2 protein-coding genes are annotated in these 1,071 nt (G+C 47.9%); both read right to left on the bottom strand.

Translation table 11 applies throughout. The features are described 5' to 3' along the window. Positions 1 to 15 precede the first annotated feature (15 nt). Positions 16 to 576 (bottom strand): IS630 family transposase, encoded by a 561-nt coding sequence (locus tag ACFSUS_RS29040; protein WP_381528805.1) that lies wholly within the window; start codon positions 574 to 576, stop codon positions 16 to 18. Further along, positions 551 to 1,024 carry a winged helix-turn-helix domain-containing protein gene (locus ACFSUS_RS29045; RefSeq protein ID WP_381528803.1) on the bottom strand — a complete coding sequence of 158 codons (474 nt, stop codon included), beginning with the start codon at positions 1,022 to 1,024 and terminating at the stop codon, positions 551 to 553. The genes ACFSUS_RS29040 and ACFSUS_RS29045 overlap by 26 nt, the downstream gene beginning before the upstream one ends. Positions 1,025 to 1,071: the final 47 nt, after the last annotated feature.

The following is a 1,071-nucleotide window of genomic DNA, read 5'->3' on the forward strand; positions in this document are numbered from 1 at the left end:
TTATTGATCCGTGAATTAGTCTGTAAAGAAAGCGACTTCCTTCTTTCGGAAGAAGACTTGGATTAACTTTCGATTCTTCTCTAGTAGGTTAATCTGTTCCAAAACAATTACTGTTAGCTCTTCCAAGGTCAGAAATACTTGATTCTTGAGCCGTTGCTTTACCTGATTCCAGACTAATTCGGTGGGGTTAAGTTCGGGGCTATACCCTGGCAAACGCTCTAGATGAACTCGGCCAGGCCGCTCGCTTAAAAAGGCTTTAACCGTTTCACTATTATGAATCGAAGCGCCGTCCCAGATGATTAACAAATCCCGCTTACGGTAACGACTACACAGTTTAGTGAGAAACCAAACGATGTCTTCTCCAGTGAAAGCTTGGTCCTGACCTGCTACGTAAATGCGCCCATTGGGGGCAATAGCCGCAATTAAGCTGAGATGGTCTCGGCCTGCCTGCTCCATCAAGATCGGTGTCTGCCCGCGGGGAGCCCAAGTCAGACCAAGCATAGGTAATAGATAAAAGGCGGATTCATCCACATACAAAATGACACGACCTTCAGTTTGGGCTTTTTTTAAGTTCAGGTAACCGCTCGCTCCGCCATTGCTCGACTCGCTCCGGGTTTTGTTGACGAGCCTTGGTCTGTGGTTTCTGACGAGTCCAGCCCACTTTTTTCAGTAAGCGTCCTACTTGAGATGGATCATAGCTGACGCCGAAGAGCTTTTTGATGACTTCATTAACGCGGGGTCTGGTCCAGATGTGACCAGGGAAACCATGATACTCAGCCCCTTTGTTGAGTTCGCCGACGAGTTGGGTGAGTTGTTCAGCCGATAAGCGAGTTGGTGCGCCTGTGCGTTTACGCCACAGTAAGGCGGTCTGTCCCTGCTCACGGTAGGCTTTCAAAGTCCGGCTAACCCAGCCAGGTGTTAAGCCGAGAGCTTGGGCGATAGCAGTTTGCCTCCAACCTAAATTCTTTAGTTCTACACAGCGTCGGCGTAGTACTTCATAATCAGCTTGTTTATATTTAGCCATTACCTAAGTAAAGCACAAACGTTTACGGACTTACTCACGGATCAATA

The organism is Spirosoma soli, from assembly GCF_042684525.1.
In the GTDB taxonomy this organism is placed as follows: domain Bacteria; phylum Bacteroidota; class Bacteroidia; order Cytophagales; family Spirosomataceae; genus Spirosoma; species Spirosoma soli.